17 protein-coding genes are annotated in these 14,807 nt (G+C 67.6%); 4 read left to right on the top strand and 13 right to left on the bottom strand.

Annotation, left to right across the window (positions count from 1 at the left end):
* Window positions 1–215: 215 nt before the first annotated feature.
* Window positions 216–1,136: a hypothetical protein gene (locus SK854_RS11510; protein ID WP_319975048.1), complete on the bottom strand. Its 921-nt coding sequence runs from the start codon at window positions 1,134–1,136 to the stop codon at window positions 216–218.
* A 39-nt stretch (window positions 1,137–1,175) separates the two neighbouring features.
* Window positions 1,176–1,253, bottom strand: coding sequence for a hypothetical protein (locus SK854_RS48215; protein ID WP_406601764.1), 78 nt, complete (start codon window positions 1,251–1,253; stop codon window positions 1,176–1,178).
* Between SK854_RS48215 and SK854_RS11505 the strand changes: the two genes are divergently transcribed.
* The gene (locus tag SK854_RS11505; RefSeq protein WP_319975047.1) at window positions 1,222–1,779 is read left to right on the top strand and encodes a hypothetical protein; all 558 of its coding nucleotides are present in this window, start codon (window positions 1,222–1,224) and stop codon (window positions 1,777–1,779) included. The two genes, SK854_RS48215 and SK854_RS11505, sit on opposite strands and share 32 nt — an antisense overlap.
* A 97-nt stretch (window positions 1,780–1,876) precedes the next feature.
* On the opposite strand, the gene SK854_RS11500 is transcribed toward SK854_RS11505, so the two are convergent.
* On the bottom strand, window positions 1,877–2,227 hold the full coding sequence (locus SK854_RS11500) for a hypothetical protein (protein WP_319975046.1): 351 nt from the start codon (window positions 2,225–2,227) through the stop codon (window positions 1,877–1,879).
* Window positions 2,228–2,237: 10 nt separating this feature from the next.
* Window positions 2,238–2,465: an SCO4848 family membrane protein gene (locus SK854_RS11495; protein WP_319975045.1), complete on the bottom strand. Its 228-nt coding sequence runs from the start codon at window positions 2,463–2,465 to the stop codon at window positions 2,238–2,240.
* A 196-nt stretch (window positions 2,466–2,661) separates the two neighbouring features.
* On the opposite strand from SK854_RS11495, the gene SK854_RS11490 reads away from it, so the two are divergent.
* On the top strand, window positions 2,662–3,792 hold the full coding sequence (locus SK854_RS11490) for a D-alanyl-D-alanine carboxypeptidase family protein (protein WP_319975044.1): 1,131 nt from the start codon (window positions 2,662–2,664) through the stop codon (window positions 3,790–3,792).
* Between the two features lie 57 nt (window positions 3,793–3,849).
* Here SK854_RS11490 and yhjD read toward each other — a convergent pair whose 3' ends face one another.
* The 5 genes from yhjD to SK854_RS11465 all read right to left on the bottom strand — a co-directional run bounded on the left by yhjD (window position 3,850) and on the right by SK854_RS11465 (window position 10,471).
* A complete protein-coding gene (gene yhjD, locus SK854_RS11485; protein WP_319975043.1) occupies window positions 3,850–4,836 on the bottom strand; it encodes an inner membrane protein YhjD in 987 nt (328 codons plus the stop codon).
* A 24-nt stretch (window positions 4,837–4,860) separates the two neighbouring features.
* Window positions 4,861–5,886, bottom strand: coding sequence for a tryptophan--tRNA ligase (gene trpS / locus SK854_RS11480; RefSeq protein WP_319975042.1), 1,026 nt, complete (start codon window positions 5,884–5,886; stop codon window positions 4,861–4,863).
* Window positions 5,887–5,913: 27 nt separating this feature from the next.
* Window positions 5,914–6,105, bottom strand: a complete 192-nt coding sequence (locus SK854_RS11475; RefSeq protein WP_319975041.1) for a hypothetical protein — start codon at window positions 6,103–6,105, stop codon at window positions 5,914–5,916.
* Between the two features lie 123 nt (window positions 6,106–6,228).
* On the bottom strand, window positions 6,229–8,751 hold the full coding sequence (locus SK854_RS11470; RefSeq protein WP_319975040.1) for a bifunctional FO biosynthesis protein CofGH: 2,523 nt from the start codon (window positions 8,749–8,751) through the stop codon (window positions 6,229–6,231).
* A gap of 61 nt (window positions 8,752–8,812) precedes the next feature.
* Window positions 8,813–10,471, bottom strand: coding sequence for a TIGR03767 family metallophosphoesterase (locus SK854_RS11465; RefSeq protein WP_319975039.1), 1,659 nt, complete (start codon window positions 10,469–10,471; stop codon window positions 8,813–8,815).
* A 183-nt stretch (window positions 10,472–10,654) separates the two neighbouring features.
* On the opposite strand from SK854_RS11465, the gene SK854_RS11460 reads away from it, so the two are divergent.
* Window positions 10,655–10,885: a hypothetical protein gene (locus SK854_RS11460; protein ID WP_319975038.1), complete on the top strand. Its 231-nt coding sequence runs from the start codon at window positions 10,655–10,657 to the stop codon at window positions 10,883–10,885.
* A gap of 12 nt (window positions 10,886–10,897) precedes the next feature.
* On the opposite strand, the gene SK854_RS11455 is transcribed toward SK854_RS11460, so the two are convergent.
* From SK854_RS11455 to SK854_RS11440, 4 genes are all read right to left on the bottom strand, one after another.
* Window positions 10,898–11,692, bottom strand: a complete 795-nt coding sequence (locus SK854_RS11455; protein WP_319975037.1) for an exodeoxyribonuclease III — start codon at window positions 11,690–11,692, stop codon at window positions 10,898–10,900.
* Between the two features lie 11 nt (window positions 11,693–11,703).
* Window positions 11,704–11,922: a hypothetical protein gene (locus SK854_RS11450; RefSeq protein WP_319975036.1), complete on the bottom strand. Its 219-nt coding sequence runs from the start codon at window positions 11,920–11,922 to the stop codon at window positions 11,704–11,706.
* Window positions 11,923–11,968: 46 nt separating this feature from the next.
* Complete coding sequence (locus SK854_RS11445; protein ID WP_319975035.1) at window positions 11,969–12,256, bottom strand: SH3 domain-containing protein; 288 nt, start codon at window positions 12,254–12,256, stop codon at window positions 11,969–11,971.
* A 201-nt stretch (window positions 12,257–12,457) separates the two neighbouring features.
* Window positions 12,458–13,681, bottom strand: coding sequence for an NADP-dependent isocitrate dehydrogenase (locus tag SK854_RS11440; protein WP_319975034.1), 1,224 nt, complete (start codon window positions 13,679–13,681; stop codon window positions 12,458–12,460).
* A 272-nt stretch (window positions 13,682–13,953) separates the two neighbouring features.
* Between SK854_RS11440 and SK854_RS11435 the strand changes: the two genes are divergently transcribed.
* Window positions 13,954–14,760, top strand: coding sequence for a metal-dependent hydrolase (locus tag SK854_RS11435; protein ID WP_319975033.1), 807 nt, complete (start codon window positions 13,954–13,956; stop codon window positions 14,758–14,760).
* Window positions 14,761–14,807 lie beyond the last annotated feature (47 nt).

The following is a 14,807-nucleotide window of genomic DNA, read 5'->3' as shown; positions in this document are numbered from 1 at the left end:
TTGCTGTGCGATGTCGGCTGTCCGGGTGACACCGCGCGCCAGACCTTCGTAGGTGGTCACCATGCGTTGGCGAGCGCCGGATGGCACCACGCGGGTCGTTTTGCGTTGGCGGGCCTCGGCCGTGCGGGTCGGCTTGCGTTGGCTCGTCGCGTTCCAGCGGGGTGATCGCCTGCCGTGCTTGCGTCGCCTTGCGTGCGTTGATCGCGTTTGGACGTTCAGGCGCCTTGCGCCTCCACTACGTACACCGGTGGGCGGGGTCTTGCCTCGGCTGCCTTGTGCGCGGCTTTCAGTTCGCGGGCCACCGCGTCCGGTTCGTTCCGCAGGCGGGTTGGGAGCGTCTGCACCACGAGGATTCCCGCTGCCGCGTAACGACTGTTGCGGGCGAGGGTGCGTTCGTAGTCGCGCGGTCCGAAGTGGAACGCCTTCGAGTCGATCTCCCAGGCCAGGCCCACGTCGTCGTACCAAGCGTCGGGTCTGCCGATGAGCACGCCGTCGGCACCCGTGATCGTGGCGTTCCAGTGGGGTGTGGTCAGGCGGATTCGACGGGAGAGGCGGCGGGCGTCCCGTTCTGCCACGGATTCGGCTCGGCCCAGTTCGCGGAGGACGGTGCGGACCAGCTTGGTGCCGAAGCGGTTGGTTCGGGTCTCCGCTTGGAGGTCATGCGGGGTGCAGCGGCCTCGTTGGACGGCTGCGGCGATCAGGGCGGTGGCCTCGTCCTCGGAGCGCAGGAAGCGGCAGGCGTCGACTACGGCACGGGCCGCGGACACCACCGGGTAGCCGCCCACGTCTGAGGAGGCGGGCATGGGTGAGGCTCGTTCGAGGATCAGGGTGCCGCTGCCTCTGGCCGTGCCTGGGACCAGGACGCGGATTTCCGGGGCTCGGGCCGGGAGGCCGTGGCGGCGGCAGGCTTCTGCTCCGGTGACCACGGCTCCTGGGCCCGCGCGCAGGAGGGCCGCGGTCAGCTGTTGGTCCGGGGTGGGCGGGCCGTTGTGCAGCAGCACCACGCCTGGGTACATGCGCTGCCACGGCCCGCCCGCGGTACATCGTCGCCACGGATTGGTGACGCCCAGTGACTTCAGGGCGCCGGCACTGATCACGCCGAGATCGCTGCGTTCGCGCAGGTGTTCGATTCGCACGTCACCAGTGTGACGAGGGACACCGACAGTTTTCGGGGATCAGCGCCGGGAAGGTCGCCTGGCGCGGTCGAGCAACATCAGAGCCGTGCCGCCCACGAGGAGCAGCACGCCGAGCAGGAGCAGCCACGTGGTCGAGGCGCCGGTGTTGGCCAGGCGGTTGTCCTGGTGGACCGGGGGCTTCGCCACCGGCGGAGTCGCTACCAGCGGCTTCGTCGTGTGGGGTGTGGTGGTCTGCGGGGTGGTCGACGTGGTCGAGTCCGGCGGCGTCCACTTCGTGGTCGACGTCGTCGAACCTGGTGTCGTCGTGGTCGTCGACGTCGTCGAGCCCGGTGTCGTCGTGGTCGTGCTCGTGGACGTCGACGTCGTGGTGGTGGTGGTGGTGGTCGTCGAGTTCGTCGAACCCGGCGGCTTCTCGGTGGTCGTGGTCGTCGTGCAAGGGGTGGTGGTCGTTGTCGTCGGGGTGGTCGTGGTCGACGTCGGAGGCTCTTCACCTCTCGGCGACGGCGCGCGCCAACCTGGGCGTACTTTCGGGCACCACGCAGCGGCGCACACCTGGCCATCCCCGGAGGCCGAAGCTTCCGGGGCGGCACCGTGCAGTGAGACGAGCGTCAACACTGCCCCGGCGGTGAGCACACCGATATAGGCGATACGTGACATGCCTCGGATGGTTGCGCGCGGGTACAGCGGGTCGGGCGAAAAGCACGCACACGTCACCCGCCAGAGCCGGCGACATCCCCCGATCAGGTCCAGAAGACCGCGATGCCCACGTTCAGCACGACCAGCGACGCGGCGGTCGGCAGCAGCCAGGACGGGGCCTTCGGCTTGCTGACGTTGATCGCCACGACGGCGGCGATGGCCACGACGACCAGCAGCTTCACGCCGATCTTGACGTGGTCGTACTTCACCGAGTCGACCAGCGGGTCGATGGCCACCAGCGCAACGCCGGTCAGCAGCTGCAAGGCCGCTCCGTGCAGCCAGCCCTTGTTGACCGGCGCGTCCTTGCCGGCCCTGGCCTGCAACATGATCATCGCGACGAGCATGCCCATGCCGAGCAGGTGCAGGAACACCAGCAGCAGGCGTACGAACTCCACAGCGTTTTCCTTATCGACGTCGAGTGGCCAGGAATCCCCGCACGCCCAGCACGCCGATGACGGTGCCGAACACGAGCGAGGCGATCACGAGCACCAGGTGGACCGTGAAGAACGCGGTAGGTCCGTCGCTGAACGAACGGGGGTCGTTCCAGATGTTCTTCAGGAAAGTGGGCCAGATCACCCACGACCACAGTCCGAAAGCCACCAGGAAGAGTGACATCGGGCGCGAGAGCTTCACACCGACCAGTATCAGACGTGGTGCGTGCAAGCGGCTAAACGGGGGTGGATAGCCTGAACGTGTGCCCTTCCCAAAACGGCTCATCGTCGCCCTGGTCCTAGCAACGGCCACAGCCGCGTTCGCCGCACCGACGAGCACCGCACAGCAAGCCGCCGGCTCGGCTCAGTGTGAGAACCGCGAGACCCCACCTCCACCGGTGGACACGTCGGAGCAGCCGGCGCCCGGTCAGAAGGCCCCGGCCGCACTCGAGGTGCCGGAAAAGCCCATCGGCGGTGACCGGCTGGGCGAGTGCGGCCTGATCCTGCCGCCGAACTCCGGCCAGCCGCCCAGCGGCATCACCGCGGCGTCGTGGCTGCTCGCGGACATGGACAGCGGCGCCGTCATCGCCGCGTACGACCCGCACGGCCGTCAGCGTCCCGCCAGCGTCATCAAGGTGCTGCTCGCGATGGTCGTCGCCAAGGAACTGCGGGGCGACCTCGTCGTCACCGCCAGCGCTGAGGACACGCAGCAGGAATGCACCTGCGTGGGCCTGAAGGACGGCGGCCAGTACACCGTCCGCCAGCTGCTGCACGGCCTGCTGCTCACCTCGGGCAACGACGTGGCGCACACGCTGGCCCGTCAGCTCGGCGGCGTGCCGAACGCCCTGCGCAAGATGAACGCCATGGCCAAGGAGCTCGGCGCCCTCGACACCCGCGCCGTGACGCCGTCGGGCCTCGACGCCCCCGGCACCAGCACCTCGGCCTACGACGTCGGCCTGATCTTCCGCGGCGCGATGAAGTACGAGGAGTTCTCCTCGGCCATCAAGCTGCAGCAGTCGCAGTTCCCCGGCCGCAACGGCGGAACGATCATGCTGCAGAACGACAACCGCCTGCTCACGAACTACGAGGGCGCGCTCGGCGGCAAGACCGGCTTCACCGACGACTCCCAGCACACGTACGTGGGCGCCGCCGAACGCAACGGCCGCCGTCTCGTCGTCGTCCTGCTGCGCGGTCAGCAGACGCCCACGCGCATCGACGCCCAGGCCTCGAAGCTGCTCGACTACGGCTTCGCCATGGGCCCCGGCGGCGTCGGCAAGCTCGTCGACGGAGCCCCGCAGCCGAAGCCGAACGTCGTCCCCACCCAGGACAGCGCCGACGCCCAGGACGTGGCGGTCACCGACCCGCGCACCGGCCGCCCGACGCCGACCGCGTTCGGCACCGTCGGCCTGCCCATCACGGCCGTCGCGGTCCTCGGCCTGCTGGCCGGTCTGGTGCTCTTCATCCGCAGCAAGCGCGCCAAGGCGGCCAGGGCACGCCGTCAGGCCGCGCAGGCGGCACAGAGCGTCTGAGACACCGAAGAAGACGGCCCCAGCGCAGACGCGCTGGGGCCGTTCTCGTTCTGCACGCTATTTGCGGCGCCACCGGAGGCCGAGCAGCGCACCGGCCACCGCGCCCGCGCCGATCATCAACGACGGCGAAGGCCCGGACCGCACGGAGACCACGGGCGCAATCACCGCGGGCGGGGGCGCCTTCACGACCTCGGGCTCGCGGTTCTCCTTCGCGGTGGCCGTCCAGGCCGTGATGAACAGGACGAACTGCGCCACGAGGTTCGCGAACACCAGCACACCGATGACGGACCCGAACGCGGCCGAGGTCGGCGACTTGGTCGTGAACGACAGGAAGATCGTCGCCGTCTGCTTCAGGATCTCGAACCCGACCGCTCCGGCGAACGCCCCGCGGATCGCGCTGCGCCACCCGACGGGCTTGCGCGGCAGCCGCGAGAGCACCCACAGGAACACGAGCCAGTTCGCGAGCAGCGACAGGATGATCGTGCCGATCCGCAGCAGGACGTGCGCCCAGCCGGCGTTCTCCAGGCCCATCCACCGCAGGATGAGCTCGGCGAACCCGGTGCCCAGCGCGGTGATGCCGAACGACAGCACGATCGCGAGTCCCAGGCCGATCAACGCCAGCAGGTCGCGCCACAACGTGCCGAGGAACGGCAGGTTCTCCTTCGCGTGGCCCCACTGCGCGGTCAGGGCGTCGCGGAGGTTGCCCATCCAGCCGAGACCGGAGTAGGCGGCGCCGATCAGGCCGATGATGCCGACCGTGCCCTTGGACTCCAGGGCGGTGGTGACGGCGTCGTTGAGCTGCTTGCTCAGGTTCGGGTCCGGCACCGCCTCGGTGATGGCCCCGCGCAGCTCAGCCAGCAGATCCGGCTGCGACTGGAGCACGAAACCCGCGACGGCGAAGCCGATCATCAGGATGGGCACCAGCGACAGCACGCTGAAGTACGTCACCGCGGCGGCGTAGTGCGTGCCGTATCTCTCGGTGAAGCGCTCGTAGGCCAGCATGATGTGGTCGAGCCACGCGTACTTCCGCCGCCACTTGTCCACGACCAAGACGCTAGTGCACTTGCACTACTCAGGCAGAACAAAGCCGATCTTCTCGTACGTGCGGCGCAACGTGCCGGAGGCGACCTCACGAGCGCGTTCGGCACCGCCGGCCAGAATCTTGTCCAGCGACGCCACGTCGTCGAGGTACATCTTCACGCGTTCCTGCACCGGCGTGACCCACTCGGTGAAGACCTCGCCGAGGTCCTTCTTCAGGTCGCCGTAGCCCTTGCCGTCGTAGTCGGTGACCAGCGACTCGACCGTCCGGCCGGTCAGGGCCGAGTAGATCGTCAGCAGGTTCGAGACGCCCGGCTTGTTCTCGACGTCGAAGAGGACCTCGCGGCCCGTGTCGGTCACGGCGGAACGGATCTTCTTGGCCGAGCGCTTCGGGTCTTCCAGCAGCTCGACGACACCGCCGGGCACCGACTTGCTCATCTTCGCCGTCGGGTCCTGCAGGTCGAAGATCTTGGCCGTGTCCTTGACGATGTACGCCTCGGGCAGGCGGAACGTCTTGCCGTAGCGCGAGTTGAAGCGCGTCGCGAGGTCGCGGGTCAGCTCCAGGTGCTGGCGCTGGTCCTCGCCGACCGGCACGTAGTGCGCCTGGTACAGCAGGATGTCCGCGGCCTGCAGGATCGGGTACGTGAACAGGCCGACGCCGACGGACTGCTCCTGACGTGCGGACTTGTCCTTGAACTGCGTCATCCGCGACGCCTCGCCGAAGCCGGTCATGCACTGCATGACCCAGCCGAGCTGGGCGTGCTCGGGGACGTGCGACTGCACGAACAGGGTCGCCCGATCCGGGTCGATGCCCAGCGCGAGCAGCTGCGCGGCCGAGACGCGCGTGTTCTGCCGCAGTTCCTTCGGGTTCTGCTCCACGGTGATCGCGTGCAGGTCGACGACGCAGTAGAACGCGTCGTGCGCTTCCTGCAACGCCACCCACTGCCGCACCGCACCCAGGTAGTTGCCGAGGTGGAACGACCCGGCCGTCGGCTGGATGCCGGACAGGACGCGGGGGCGCTTGACAGCCTCTACAGGCGCGTTCTCCGTGGACACGAACGAAATCTTCTCAGACCAGGCAGATCAGTTCTGCGCGGAGTCCTGCTGGACCAGGTCGATGCGCTGGTTGGCCGCGACGATCGGAGCGGGCTTGCGCCGCTTCACCAGGCCGTACACCAGCCCACCGACGCCCGCCGTCACCGCGATCAGACCCACGGGACCAGCAGCGGTGCCGGTCATGCTGCTTTCGACCGCAGCGCTCAGAACCAGACTCATGCCGTGCACTTGCCGAGCCTCCCCAAGGCACAGATCCACCCCGGAACGGGTGAACCTTGCTGACTGATTGGCCGCCAAGCTACCGAACGCCGGTAGCGTCGATGCGCCGAATCAGACTATCGGTCACTCGTGATCAGATAGCACTCGCCCATATGTCGTAGTCCGCTGACGCGCGTTACGCCCTGCGAGCGAAGCCAGGGATTCAAGCTCACGCACAGTACGCGCCGAGCCGTGTTCGGATCCGGCCATGCGGCTGATGGTCTCCTCCATCAACGTGCCGCCGATGTCGTTCGCGCCGCCGTTGAGGATCTCCGCGGTGCCCTCGTCGCCGAGCTTCACCCACGAGCACTGGATGTTGTCCACGCGCCCGTGCAGCGCCAACCGTGCGAACGCGTGCACGGCGCGGTTGTCGCGGCGGGTGGGACCGGGACGGGCGACTCCTGCCAGGTAGATCGGGGCGTTGCGGTGCACGAACGGCAGCGCGACGAACTCGGTGAGCCCGCCGGTCCGGTCCTGGAGCTTCGCGAGCACCCGGAAGTGCGTGAGCCAGTGTCCGGGGTGGTCCACGTGGCCGTACATCATCGTGCTGGATGAACGAATGCCCAGCTCATGGGCCGTTCCGACGACGTCGAGCCAGGTCGCGGTCGGCAGCTTGCCCTTGGTGAGCACCCACCGCACGTCGTCGTCGAGGATCTCGGCCGCGGTGCCGGGAATCGTGTCGAGACCGGCTTCCTTGAGCTCGGTCAGCCACTCGCGCACGCTCACGCCGGCCTTCGCCGCGGCGGACACGATCTCCATGGGGCTGAACGCGTGGACGTGCATCTCGGGCAGACGCTTCTTGATCGCGCGCACGACGTCGGCGTAGTAGGTCACCGGCAGCTTGGGGTCGATGCCGCCCTGCATGCAGACCTCGGTGGCGCCGTCGTTCCACGCCTCCTGGGCGCGGTCGGCGACCTCCTCCGCGGAGAGCCGGAACGCGTCGGCGTCGCGCTCGCGCTGGGCGAAGGCGCAGAAGCGGCACCCGACGTAGCAGACGTTGGAGAAGTTGATGTTCCGGTTGACCACGTACGTGACGTCGTCGCCGACCACCTCGCGCCGCAGGTCGTCGGCGAGGCGGGTCATCACTTCGAGCGCTTCACCGTCGGCCGTCAGCAGCGCCATGGCGGCCTCGGTGTCGTCGAGCAGCGCGGCCGGATCGTTCTCGGCGATCTTCAGTCCACGTTGGACGTCGTCGGGAAGCCGTTGCGGGGCAACGGGAATCTTCAGCTCGTCCCAGTCGCCGTAGACCTCGTCGAAGTCGCCGCGGCGGTCGTTCGTGCGGCCTTCGGTGTCGATCGCGGTGTTGAGGTCCGCGCGTCCGTAGGTGTCGATCCCGCCGTCGGGTTCCTGCCACTCGCGGCCGACGACCTCGGCGTCCGGGTTCGCGAGGCCGTTCTCCAGTGCCAGCGCGGAAACGTGCGCGGTGAGCCGGGTGTCGATCCACTGCCCGACCGTCGCGCGGACGAAGCGAGGGTAGACGTTCAGCCGTTCCTGCAAGGAGAAACCGGCCTGCTCGGTGATCTCCGCGAGCTGGTCGACCTGGGGCCACGGCTTCTCGGGGTTCACGTGGTCGGGTGTGATCGGCGAGACGCCGCCCCAGTCGTCGACGCCCGCGCGCAGCATCAGGCCGAACTCGCCACCGACCAGGTTCGGCGGCGCCTGCACGCTCACCGTCGACGGCATCACCAGGCGTGCGACGGCGATCGTGGCCGCGAGTTCGGTGAGGTCGGCGTCGGGCATGCCGCGCATCGCCGTGTCCGGCTTGGCGCGGAAGTTCTGGATGATGACTTCCTGGATGTGCCCGTACTGCTTGGCGATCTGGCGCATCGCGAGCAGTGACTCGGCGCGCTCGGTGATGGTCTCGCCGATGCCGATCAGGATTCCGGTGGTGAACGGGACGTTCACGCGGCCGGCGTCGGTGAGGACGCGCAGCCGGACGGCGGGATCCTTGTCGGGGCTGCCGTAGTGCGGGCCGCCCTTCTCGCTCCACAGCCGCTCAGCGGTGGTCTCCAGCATCATGCCCATGCTGGACGCGACGGGCCGCAGCCGCGTCAGTTCCTCCCAGCTCAGCACGCCGGGGTTGAGGTGCGGCAGCAGCCCGGTCTCCTCCAGCACCGCGATGGCACTGGCCCGCACGTAGTCCAAAGTGGACTCGAAGCCGCGCGCCTCCAGCCACTCCTTCGCGGCGGGCCAGCGATCCTCCGGCCGGTCGCCGAGCGTGAAGAGGGCTTCCTTGCAGCCCTGGGCGGCCCCGGCCCGCGCGATCGCCAGCACCTCGTCGCGTTCGAGGAACGCCGCGGGCACCTTGTGCGGCACGGTCGCGAACGTGCAGTAGTGGCACCGGTCGCGGCACAGCCTGGTCAGCGGGATGAACACCGACCGGCTGTACGTGACGATCCCGGCCCGCCCCTCGGCCAGCAGGTGCGCGTCCCGCACCTTGCCCGCCGCTGTCAGCAACGCGTCCAGGTCGTCCTCGCGCGCGTGGAGCAACACGGAGGCCTCTGTCGCGTCGAGCACCGCACCGTCAGCGGCCCGGCGCAGAGCACGCCGCATGGCCGCAGCACTCGGACGGGGCTGCGGTGGGATTAGCGAGATGTCCACTGCCACGTCAACGACCTTAGGCCGCCGAAATTCCTGATCAGGTGTGACTGGCTGTGGGACATCCCACTCAGCGGACGGCGACGAGCAGTTCCGTGTTCCGGTCGAGCGGCGTGCCCAGCGGGTTCGTCCGCGAGTGGATGTCGTTGTAGGTGAACTCCCGGCACAGGCTGGCGAGCCCGGTGTCGCTGCGGTCGTCGTAGTCGGCCTGGTACGGCGCATCCGCTTCCAGCAACGTCGTGAACAGCGACAACGTGCCGTCACCGTTGTCCGCGACCTCGATCACGCGGGCGTGCTGCGGGTAGTCGACGTGAGCGGCGGTGTTGATCTCCCAGAAGCTCCTGCCCGGCGTGGCGTGCCGATGCGGGGTGATCACGTTGCGGTGCGTGTGGCCGTTGACCCACGCCAGCACGTTCGGAAAGCGGTGCAGGAGATTCACGAGCGCGTCGCCGTTCATCCGCGGGTCGAGCGGCCGGCGCTTGTCCGGCAGAACGTTGCCCATCGTCGTGCTCGTGTGGTGACTGAAGAGCACGAACAGCTCGTCGGTGACGTTCTGCCGTTGCGGCAAGCCCAGCCAGTCGTAGTAGAGCGAGCTGTTGCGCCTGAGGGTCTTCTCGATCCAGTTCAGCTGATGCAGCCCTATCGAGCCCGTGGAGAACCCTGCGAGGTTCGTGGTGTCCATGCTGATGCCCGTGACACCGGGCGCCATCCGGAACGTGTAGAAGACGTCCACACCGTCCGCGTTGGCGTCCGTGTAGCCGTGTCCGCCCGACGGCAGATGCTTGCGCACGAACTCGCCAGTGCTGAACAGCCTGCGCCGGCTGTCCGGCGTCACGGTCCGAACGACGCCGCCACTCGCGAGGATGGCCATCGCTTCCGGGATCGCCTTGGGGTCGTTGAACGCCTGCGCGACCTTGGCGTTCTGCACGGGGTCGCCGAACCCGACGATCTTCTTGCGGCCGGTGTACCAGCTGTCGAGCAGCCCGTCCTGCAGCGCGCCGACCACGCTGTCGTCGTGGTTGCCGATCGTGGAGTACCAGGGGATGTTCAGGCCGGGGCTGGTGAACTCGCGGACCGCCGCGTCGAGCAACCCGTTGAGCTGCGGGAAACCTGCCGCCTTGTAGTCGTCGCTGCCGCTGAGATCCGGCTGCCAGAACGTGCTGATGCCCGCGTTCTGCACGCCTTCGTAGCGGGTGTCGCCGGTGTTCGGGGTGATGCGGCCGCCGTTGAGGATCGTGAGGAACCAGTCGAGTTCGACGTTCTCGTGGTTGTCGGTGTTGTCGCCGGTCGTCATGAGGAAGTCGAACGGCCTGCCGGTCAACGGTCCTCGGCGAACGGCGTTGACACGGCGGACGAGCGACGTCGAGCCCTGGGTGGTGAGCGCTTCCTGCGGCCGGTGCGCGCTGGAGCCCATGATCGGGTGCAGGTACTCGAACCGGAGCGGGCTCTGAGCGTCGCAGATGTGCATGTCGGAGAACTGCACGAAGCTGGTGAGCGCCTGCCGCCTGGCTTCCCTGTTGGGCTTGGCCTGGATCAGATCGCCGCGCACGACCGTCGGCCAGCCAGGGCCCGCCGCGAGCCTGCGGTAGCCGCTGGTGCCGATCGGCGCGGCCGTGACGTCGAGCGTGGTGCCCGCCGTCGACGCAAACGCTTGGCGGTCCAGGAGCGGCACGCCCGCGGCGCCCACCCCCATCGCCAGGAGGAACGAACGCCGGTTGAAGCCTGTCATGAGCCGCCCCGATTCATCGATGGTGAATCGTGTTCATATTCGGGGAACGGGCGGGTTGAATCGAGCCGTCAGGTGGGCGACAAGAGCGATAAAGGCTGTTCGGGCTGAGTCAGTCGGAGCAGCGCGAGTGGCTGCACCGGGCGGTGCTGAAACGCTGCGAGACAAGAAACCGACGAGCAGGTCGTGCCTGACGACGAGCAGACGTTCGAGTTCACCGCCGTGCGGCGACCCGGAAACGCCAGAGAGACTCCCAGTTGGCGTTTCCGAGTCAGAGAAGGGTGCTGGGTCACGCTCTTCGACGACGGCCGGACGCGGTTCTTGATGGACCCCACGGAGGAGTACAAGGTCGAGCACAAGAACCGCGACGCCGATCACCCAGGCACGAAGTTGATCGAAACCAAGCCGAAGCGGTGAGTCGACGGCAAGTCAGTCCGAGTACTCCACGGTGACCGGGGCGTGGTCCGACCAGCGCTCGGCGTACGTCGCCGCCCGCTCCACCACCGCGGTCCGAGCCCGAGCCGCCAGCCCGTCCGTCGCGACCTGGTAGTCGATCCGCCAGCCCGAGTCGTTGTCGAAGGCCTTGCCGCGGTACGACCACCACGAGTACGGCCCAACGACATCGGGGTGCAGCGCGCGCATCACGTCGTTGTACCCAGAGGCGAACACGGAAGTCAGCCACTCCCGCTCGTACGGCAGGAAGCCGGACTCCTTCTGGTTCGTCTTCCAGTTCTTCAGATCTGCCTGCTGGTGCGCGATGTTCCAGTCACCGCACACGAGCACCTCACGGCCCGATACGGCCGCCTTCTCTCGCAGCGACACCAGGTACGGCAGGAAGGCCGCCATGAAGCGGTCCTTCTCGTCCTGCTTCTCGGTGCCCACGTCGCCGGACGGCAAGTAGAGCGACGCGACGACGACGCCGGGCAGTTCGATCTCCACGTAGCGGCCGCTCGCCTCGAACTCGGCGGTGCCGAAGCCGACACGGACTGAGGTGGGCTCTACGCGCGAAAGGATGCCTACGCCTGCGCGGCCCTTCAAGGAGGACGGCGCGTACACGCCGAACCAGCACTCAGGCGAGTGGACGTCGGCAGCCAACTCGGCGGGTTCGGCGCGGACTTCCTGCAGGCACACCACATCCGCGGAAGTCGAAGCGAGCCACGAGAGGTAGCCCTTCTTGGCGGCGGCGCGCAGACCGTTGACGTTGACCGTGGAGACCGTGAGCACGACGAAGGAGCCTACTGGGAGGCCAGGCCCCAGGGCTTCGGGTACTCGGCACCGCAGCCGGCGCAGTGTGCGGTCAGGTCGAGATAGCCGACGAGGGTGGCCATCTCGTCGCGGGGCAGGGCCAGCTGGCGCTGCCCGTCGATCTCGGTGTAGAGGCCCTGCCACTCGGGGTCGCAGGAGCACTGCGTGACGCCCTTGGCTCTGCCCCACCGAAACATGTTCCGCAGCATGCCCGCAAGTTTGCCAGAGCAGCGGGAAACGAACGCCCGACAGGAGTTACTTGCAGGTCGAGTCGCTGGTCAGCGCGACGAACGACTGGCTCACCCAGCGCCGGTCGCTCAGCATCCGGTAGCCGTTCTCGACGCGGCCCTGCGCGTCGGTCACCGCGTCGCGCGGCATGGTCGAGACGATCGGCTGCATGTCACCGGGCCCTGACCGGACGTTGAGGATGTCCGCGGTCACCGTGATCTTGCAGATCTCCGCCCCCTTGTCACTGCCCATCGGTTTGCCGCCGTTCACCGCGTACATGACGCCGGCGACTCCGAGCACACCAATGACGATCATTCCCCGAACCGGAACACCCAGCATCGCGACGCCTCCGCACAAAACAAGCCCTGGAACAGCAGATATAGCGGCTGGAGGGCCTGTGTGGACGGCTCGGCGCGGCAACCACCCGCAAGAGGAACCGACCGGGTGACGCACAAAGCGAAAGGCCACCCCGGCGTGACCGGGGTGGCCTTCTCACGTACTCGAATCAGGCGACCGTCAGAACGACGCCATCTTCTTCTTGAGGTTCTCGTCGAGCGCGCCGAGGAAGTCCTCGGTCGTCAGCCACGCCTGGTCCTTGCTGATCAGCAGGGCCAGGTCCTTGGTCATCTGACCGGCCTCGACGGTCTCGATCACGACCTCCTCGAGCGCCTCGGCGAAGCGGATCACCTCGGGGGTGTTGTCCAGCTTGCCGCGGTGCATGAGGCCACGGGTCCACGCGTAGATCGACGCGATGGGGTTCGTGGAGGTCGGCTTGCCGGCCTGGTGCTGGCGGAAGTGACGCGTCACGGTGCCGTGCGCGGCCTCTGCCTCGACCGTCTTGCCGTCCGGCGTCATCAGGACCGACGTCATGAGGCCGAGCGAGCCGAAGCCCTGCGCGACCGTGTCGGACTGGACGTCACCGTCGTAGTTCTTGCACGCCCAGACGTAGCCGCCCTCCCACTTCATGGCAGCGGCGACCATGTCGTCGATCAGGCGGTGCTCGTAGGTGAGGCCCTTGGCGTCGAACTCCGCCTTGAACTCCTCGTTGAACACGCGCTCGAAGATGTCCTTGAAGGCGCCGTCGTAGGCCTTCAGGATCGTGTTCTTCGTCGACATGTAGACGGGGTAGCCCCGCTGCAGGCCGTAGGAGAACGAGGCGCGGGCGAAGTCCTCGATGGACTTGTTGTAGTTGTACATGCCCATCGCCACACCGCCCTCCGCCGGGAACTCGGTGACGACGTGCTCGATCGGGTCCGAGCCGTCCTCCGGCTGGAACGTGATCGTGAGCTTGCCGGCGCCGGGCACCTTGAAGTTGGTGGCCTTGTACTGGTCACCGTGGGCGTGACGGCCGATGATGATCGGCTTCGTCCAGCCCGGGACCAGCCGCGGGACGTTCGAGATGATGATCGGCTCGCGGAAGACGACACCGCCGAGGATGTTGCGGATCGTGCCGTTGGGCGAGACCCACATCTTCTTGAGGCCGAACTCCTCGACGCGCGCCTCGTCCGGCGTGATCGTGGCGCACTTGACGCCGACGCCGTGCTTCTTGATGGCGTTCGCGGCGTCGATCGTGACCTGGTCGTCGGTGGCGTCCCGGTGCTCGATGCCCAGGTCGTAGTACTCCAGAGTGACGTCCAGGTACGGGTGGATCAGCTTGTCCTTGATGAACTGCCAGATGATTCGGGTCATCTCGTCGCCGTCGAGTTCGACGACGGTGCCCTGAACCTTGATCTTGCCCATAATCCTGGGCGCTCCTCTCGCGACGATGCAAGCAGGACAAGCGTACTGGTAAACCGCCGTCCTGTGCCTGCGACCCTGGTTACATCGATTCAACTGGCGCCACGCACTGCGCCATTGGTGTGAACCGTAGTCCTCTCGCGCACTGGTCACCACGAGAGAGGGCCCCACCAGGCAGGAGTCGATCTTCTTCGCCGTTGAACGAGTTTCGCTCCGGCAGCGTTCAAGCCACGACTACTGTCAGCACGGTCGGGTGATCACTAGAAGGGGCGTAAGTGTCAACTGGGCCAACACATGCGATGAGCGGGCTGCTCGCCTGGAGCGCCGTCACCGCGATCGCGTCAACTCACCCGATCGGCCAGCTTTCGCCGCAGAGCTGGGCCGTGGGCGCGGTTCTCGCCACTGGCGCGGCACTTCTGCCCGACCTGGACCACCCCGGATCGACCATCTCGCGCACGTTCGGAGCGTTGAGCAGCGGGCTGTCCGCGGGCATCAACGTGTTGAGCAGCTTCGTCTATCGGACGACGCGGCTGAAAAGAGATTCCAAGCGAGACGGCGGACATCGCGGTCTCACGCACACGCTCGTCTTCGCGTTGTTCGCCGCCGTCTTCACCGCCGCGGTCATCCAGAACAGCCAGAAGTGGGCGCTGCCAGTGCTGATGTTCGTGTTCGCCGGACTGGCGGTGCGCGGCATCATGAACGACTGGTGCCCCAAGCAGGACGCGTTGCTGATCACCGCGGTGTCGGCGGGGATCACGTGGGCGATGATCGCGTGGACCTCGCAGACGGACGCGTCCGCGGCGGCGTGCGGGATCGCGGTCGGCATCGGGTGTTTCGCGCACTACATCGGTGACGCGATCACCGAGCAGGGCTGCCCGATCCTGTGGCCGATCCCGATCATGGGCAAGACGTGGTTCCCGGTCGCGCCGCCGAAGATCATGCGGATGAAGACCGGCGGCGTCGTCGAGATGGCGATCGTCGGGCCGATCGTCACGATCCTGTCGATCTGGCTGGGCCTCGCGGCGTTGCAGGGGACGGGCGCGCTGCCGTTCCTGGACTGGGTGGACCTCCTTCCGATCTAGTTCATCCAGCGTCCATCTGCGGCTCATCCGATCGGCCTAGCCTCCAC

The organism is Lentzea sokolovensis (genome assembly GCF_033949975.1).
GTDB classification, from domain to species: domain Bacteria; phylum Actinomycetota; class Actinomycetes; order Mycobacteriales; family Pseudonocardiaceae; genus Lentzea; species Lentzea sokolovensis.
The sequence above is the reverse complement of the archived record's forward strand: the minus strand, read 5'-3'. Positions and strand labels throughout refer to the sequence as shown.

Excerpts from the sequence above, each read along its gene's own strand:
- SK854_RS11445 (WP_319975035.1), bottom strand. The coding sequence starts at position 12,256 with ATGATCGTCATTGGTGTGCTCGGAGTCGCCGGCGTCATGTACGCGGTG.
- SK854_RS11440 (WP_319975034.1), bottom strand. The coding sequence starts at position 13,681 with ATGGGCAAGATCAAGGTTCAGGGCACCGTCGTCGAACTCGACGGCGAC.
- SK854_RS11475 (WP_319975041.1), bottom strand. The coding sequence starts at position 6,105 with ATGAGTCTGGTTCTGAGCGCTGCGGTCGAAAGCAGCATGACCGGCACC.
- SK854_RS11450 (WP_319975036.1), bottom strand. The coding sequence starts at position 11,922 with ATGCTGCGGAACATGTTTCGGTGGGGCAGAGCCAAGGGCGTCACGCAG.
- SK854_RS11465 (WP_319975039.1), bottom strand. The coding sequence starts at position 10,471 with ATGACAGGCTTCAACCGGCGTTCGTTCCTCCTGGCGATGGGGGTGGGC.